This window comes from Pseudomonas sp. R62 (assembly GCF_000257605.1).
Lineage (GTDB): Bacteria > Pseudomonadota > Gammaproteobacteria > Pseudomonadales > Pseudomonadaceae > Aquipseudomonas > Aquipseudomonas atacamensis.
Genome location: NZ_JH635999.1, coordinates 593,423 through 598,155, shown reverse-complemented (window position 1 = coordinate 598,155; position 4,733 = coordinate 593,423). Strand labels below are relative to the sequence as shown.

The 4,733-nt window shown below is 60.9% G+C and carries 5 protein-coding genes and 1 pseudogene; 4 read left to right on the top strand and 2 right to left on the bottom strand.

What is annotated here, in order from left to right; all coding sequences use genetic code 11:
- A pseudogene (locus tag OQK_RS29490) lies at positions 1-175 on the top strand (DNA-3-methyladenine glycosylase 2 family protein); the annotation flags it as partial.
- Positions 176-251: 76 nt separating this feature from the next.
- On the opposite strand, the gene OQK_RS21100 reads toward OQK_RS29490, so the two are convergent.
- Positions 252-1,202, bottom strand: coding sequence for a LysR family transcriptional regulator (locus OQK_RS21100; protein ID WP_038861502.1), 951 nt, complete (start codon positions 1,200-1,202; stop codon positions 252-254).
- A 295-nt stretch (positions 1,203-1,497) separates the two neighbouring features.
- Between OQK_RS21100 and OQK_RS21095 the strand changes: the two genes are divergently transcribed.
- From OQK_RS21095 to OQK_RS21085, 3 genes are read left to right on the top strand one after another with little or no spacing between them, the layout of a single operon-like run.
- Entirely contained in the window at positions 1,498-2,196 is a 699-nt protein-coding gene (locus tag OQK_RS21095; RefSeq protein ID WP_016774135.1) for a CoA transferase subunit A, read from the top strand.
- Positions 2,197-2,217: 21 nt separating this feature from the next.
- Positions 2,218-2,883: a CoA transferase subunit B gene (locus OQK_RS21090; protein ID WP_016774134.1), complete on the top strand. Its 666-nt coding sequence runs from the start codon at positions 2,218-2,220 to the stop codon at positions 2,881-2,883.
- Between the two features lie 11 nt (positions 2,884-2,894).
- Positions 2,895-4,076, top strand: a complete 1,182-nt coding sequence (locus OQK_RS21085) for an acetyl-CoA C-acetyltransferase (protein ID WP_016774133.1) — start codon at positions 2,895-2,897, stop codon at positions 4,074-4,076.
- A 220-nt stretch (positions 4,077-4,296) separates the two neighbouring features.
- Here the strand turns inward: OQK_RS21085 and cobF are convergent.
- Positions 4,297-4,733, bottom strand: a 437-nt coding sequence (gene cobF, locus OQK_RS21080) for a precorrin-6A synthase (deacetylating) (RefSeq protein ID WP_016774132.1), incomplete at its 5' end; no start/stop codon positions are given.

The following is a 4,733-nucleotide window of genomic DNA, read 5'->3' as shown; positions in this document are numbered from 1 at the left end:
CCTCGAACGCATGGACATTCTGCCGGCCGATGACTTCGGCGTGCGTGAGGGATATCGGCGCTTGAAGAGACTGGAGGTGCAGCCGACGCGCAAACAGATGATCGAGATTGGCCAGGCGTGGAGGCCTTATCGGACGGTGGCGGCCTGGTATCTGTGGCGCGTGGCCAAGGTTTAGACCGCGTTATCGTTCTTCGCGAGCAGGCTTGCTCCCACATTAATTGGAGGCGGCAGGTAGAACCCGGGAGTTGAAACTAAACGCGGTCGGCTCCCTTTCCCCCTCTCCCTGGGGAGAGGGCTGGGGTGAGGGGGAAATCGAACTGCCGCTGCAAATTTTCCGCCCTGAGAATCTCGAACAACGCCTGCGCCGCCGCCGACAGTTCATTGCCCGGCTCGGTCAACACGCCAATCGCCCGCTCCACCGAGTCATTCAAGGTCAAGCAATGCGCGCCCAATTCGCGCATCTGCCCCGCGCACAATGCCGGCACCGCGCTGACCCCAAGCCCGCTGGCAACCATTCGCCCGACGGTCGCCAATTGATGACTTTCGAACTCCACCGGCAACTTCATTCCGCGCGCCTGCAAATGCTCTTCCAGCATCACCCGCACGGTCGATGGCCGCTGCAGGGTGATGAATGGTTCCTTTAGCAAGGTCTGCCAATCGATGTCGGCGCGACCGGCCAGCGCTGAATCGGCCGGCACCACGGCGACAAAGCGATCGACATACAGCGGCGTGAATGTCATCGATGTGCTCTGCATCGGCGCGAACGCCACACCGAGTTCAACCTGACGATCGCGGACCATTTCCAGCACTTGCTCGTTGATCACGTCGTTGACCGTGACGTTGACGTTCGGATAACGCGCGCGGAAGCTCTTGAGAATCGGCGGCAGCAGATTGCCGGCAAATGACGGCATCGCCGCCAGCGTCACGCGTCCGCGTTGCAGGCTGAAACGCTGGCGCATCTCGTCTTCGGCATTGTCCCAGTCGGCGATCAAGCGGCGCGCCAGCGGCAGCAGGGACTCGCCTTCCGGGGTCAACGCCACGTTACGCGTGTTGCGGCTGAACAGGCGCCCGCCCAGGCCCTCTTCCAGCGCTTTGATGGTCAGGCTGAGCGCTGACTGCGACAGGTGCAGACGCTCGCAGGCCACGGCGAAGCTCAGGCTATGGGCCACGGCGAGAAAGGCACGGATCTGTTTGATGGTCATGTCGCTTTGCTCCAGTTGCAAGCTGCAAGCGTCAAGCTGCAAGCCGTGATGCGATGGCCCTGATCGTTCCCACGCTCCTGCGTGGGAATGCAGCCCGTGACGCTCCGCGTCACTGGACGCGGAGCGTCCCTGGAGGCATTCCCACGCGGAGCGTGGGAACGATCATCGCCGAACGCGTATTAGTGAGCTTTATCAATCAATCAACCGCAAAAATCAACTTAACAAATATATTCCGCAGAGAGACACTCCAGTCATTCGGCTAGCCAGCCGCCCGCAAATAATAAAAGAGGTGCCTATGGCAGGTTTCGACAAGCGTGTGTATTCCTACGAGGAAGCGATGGCCGGGCTGGAAGACGGCATGACCGTTATCGCCGGCGGTTTCGGCCTGTGTGGCATTCCGGAAAACCTGATCGCCGAGATCAAGCGCAAGGGCACCCGTGACCTCACCGTCGTTTCCAACAACTGCGGCGTCGATGGTTTCGGCCTTGGCGTGCTGCTCACCGACCGCCAGATCAGCAAGGTCATCGCCTCTTACGTCGGCGAAAACAAGCTGTTCGAAGAGCAACTGCTCAAGGGCGAGATCGAAGTCATCCTCACCCCGCAAGGCACCCTCGCCGAAAAAATGCGCGCGGGCGGCGCCGGCATTCCGGCGTTCTTCACCGCCACTGGCGTTGGCACCCCGGTTGCTGAAGGCAAGGAAGTGCGGGAATTCAAGGGTCGCAAGTACCTGATGGAAGAATCCATCACCGGCGACTTCGCCATCGTCAAAGGCTGGAAGGCCGACCATTTCGGTAACGTCGTTTACCGTCACACCGCGCAGAATTTCAACCCGCTGGCCGCGACCGCCGGCAAGATCACCGTGGTCGAAGTCGAGGAAATCGTCGAGCCCGGCGAACTCGACCCCACGCAGATCCACACCCCGGGCATCTACGTCGACCGGGTCATTTGCGGCACGTTCGAAAAACGCATCGAACAGCGCACCATCCGCAAATAATTCAGGCCTACGGAGAACAACATGGCACTTACCCGCGAACAAATGGCTCAACGCGTCGCCCGCGAAATGCAGGACGGCTACTACGTCAACCTCGGCATCGGCATTCCGACCCTGGTCGCCAACTACATCCCCGAAGGCATGGAAGTCATGCTGCAATCGGAAAACGGCCTGCTCGGCATGGGCCCGTTCCCGACCGAAGAAACCATCGATGCCGACATGATCAACGCCGGTAAACAAACGGTGACGGCACGGATCGGCGCCTCGATATTCAATTCCGCCGAATCCTTCGCGATGATCCGTGGCGGCCACGTCGACCTGACCGTGCTTGGCGCCTTTGAAGTGGATGTTGAAGGCAACATCGCTTCGTGGATGATCCCCGGCAAACTGGTCAAGGGCATGGGCGGTGCGATGGATCTCGTGGCCGGCGCCGACAACATCATTGTCATCATGACCCACGCGTCCAAGGACGGTGAGTCCAAGCTGCTGGCCAAGTGCAGCCTGCCGCTGACCGGTGCCGGCTGCATCAAGCGCGTGCTGACCGACCTCGCCTATCTGGAAATCGAAAATGGCGCTTTTGTCCTCAAGGAACGCGCTCCTGGCGTCAGTGTTGAGGAAATCGTCGCCAAAACCGCTGGTAAACTGATCGTCCCGGATCATGTACCGGAAATGCAGTTCGCTGCCCAGTGAGGAATTCGCACATGCAAGACGTCGTCATTGTTGCCGCCACGCGTACCGCGATCGGCAGTTTTCAGGGCTCCCTGGCCAATGTATCCGCTGTAGACCTGGGCGCGGCGGTGATCCGCCAGTTGCTCGAGCAGACCGGCCTCGACGGGGCGCAGGTCGATGAAGTGATCATGGGCCAGGTGCTCACCGCTGGCGCCGGGCAGAACCCGGCACGTCAGGCCGCAATCAAGGCTGGCCTGCCACACGCCGTACCGGCCATGACCCTGAACAAGGTTTGCGGTTCGGGCCTCAAGGCTCTGCACCTGGGCGCGCAAGCGATCCGTTGCGGCGACGCCGAGGTGATCATCGCCGGCGGTCAGGAAAACATGAGCCTGTCCAACTACATCATGCCGGGCGCGCGCACCGGTCTGCGCATGGGCCACGCGCAAATCGTCGACACCATGATCAGCGATGGCCTGTGGGATGCGTTCAACGATTACCACATGGGCATCACTGCCGAGAATCTGGTCGAAAAGTATGAGATCAGCCGCGAACAGCAGGACGCCTTTGCTGCCGCGTCTCAGCAGAAAGCCGCCGCCGCTATCGAGGCCGGGCGCTTCGTTGATGAAATCACGCCGATCCTGATCCCGCAGCGCAAAGGCGATCCGGTGGCGTTCAAGGTCGACGAGCAGCCACGCGGCGATACCAGCGCAGAATCTCTGGCAAAACTGCGTCCGGCGTTCAAAAAGGACGGCAGCGTCACCGCTGGCAACGCCTCGTCGCTGAACGACGGTGCCGCCGCCGTGATTCTGATGAGTGCCGAGAAAGCCAAAGCGCTGGGCCTGCCGGTTCTGGCGAAAATTGCTGCGTACGCCAACGCTGGCGTCGACCCGGCGATCATGGGCATCGGCCCGGTATCGGCGACCCGCCGCTGCCTGGACAAGGCCGGCTGGAACATCGACCAGCTCGACCTGATCGAAGCCAACGAAGCGTTCGCTGCGCAATCGCTGGCCGTGGCCAAGGACCTGCAATGGGATCTGGACAAGGTCAACGTCAACGGCGGCGCCATTGCCCTCGGCCACCCGATCGGCGCATCAGGCTGCCGCGTGCTGGTGACATTGCTGCACGAAATGGCCAAGCGCGATGCGAAAAAAGGTCTGGCGACGTTGTGCATCGGCGGCGGTCAGGGCGTGGCTTTGGCGCTGGAACGCGGCTGATAAAGAGTTCAAGGTTGACGGCGGATCCACGACATCCGCTGTTGGCTGGCAACAAAAAACCCGGTGCGATTTTCGTTGCACCGGGTTTCTTTTTGCCTGTCTACGATCGGTGGTGAATGTTCTGGCCCCTTCGCGAGCAGGCTCGCTCCCACATTCTGCAACGCATTTCCCTGTGGGATCGAGCCTGCTCGCGAAAGCGCTTGTTCAGGCAGCCAACCACTCAAGGCTTGCGCAACAGATAGGTATCCATGATCCACCCATGCTCTGCCCGCGCCGCTTTGCGCACCCGTTCGATCTCATCGGCGACATCCGCCAGCCGGCCGCTGAGCAGAATCTCGTCCGGCGTGCCCAGGTAAGCGCCCCAGAAAATCTCGGTCTGCCGATCCGCCACCCGCTGGTAGGAATCCTCGGCATCGAGCATCACCACCAGACTGTCCGCTTCACTCACCTGCCCCGCCGCCAATCGCCGGCCTGTGGTGATTTCTACTGAGCGACCAATCGTGTTCAAAGGTATTTTGTGCTGCGCAGCCAGGGCCTGAACGCTGGTGATCCCCGGTATCACTTCGTATTCAAACTGACAGCGGCCTGATGCCTGAAGCGCCTGAAGAATCCGCAATGTGCTGTCGTATAACGCCGGATCGCCCCATATCAGAAACC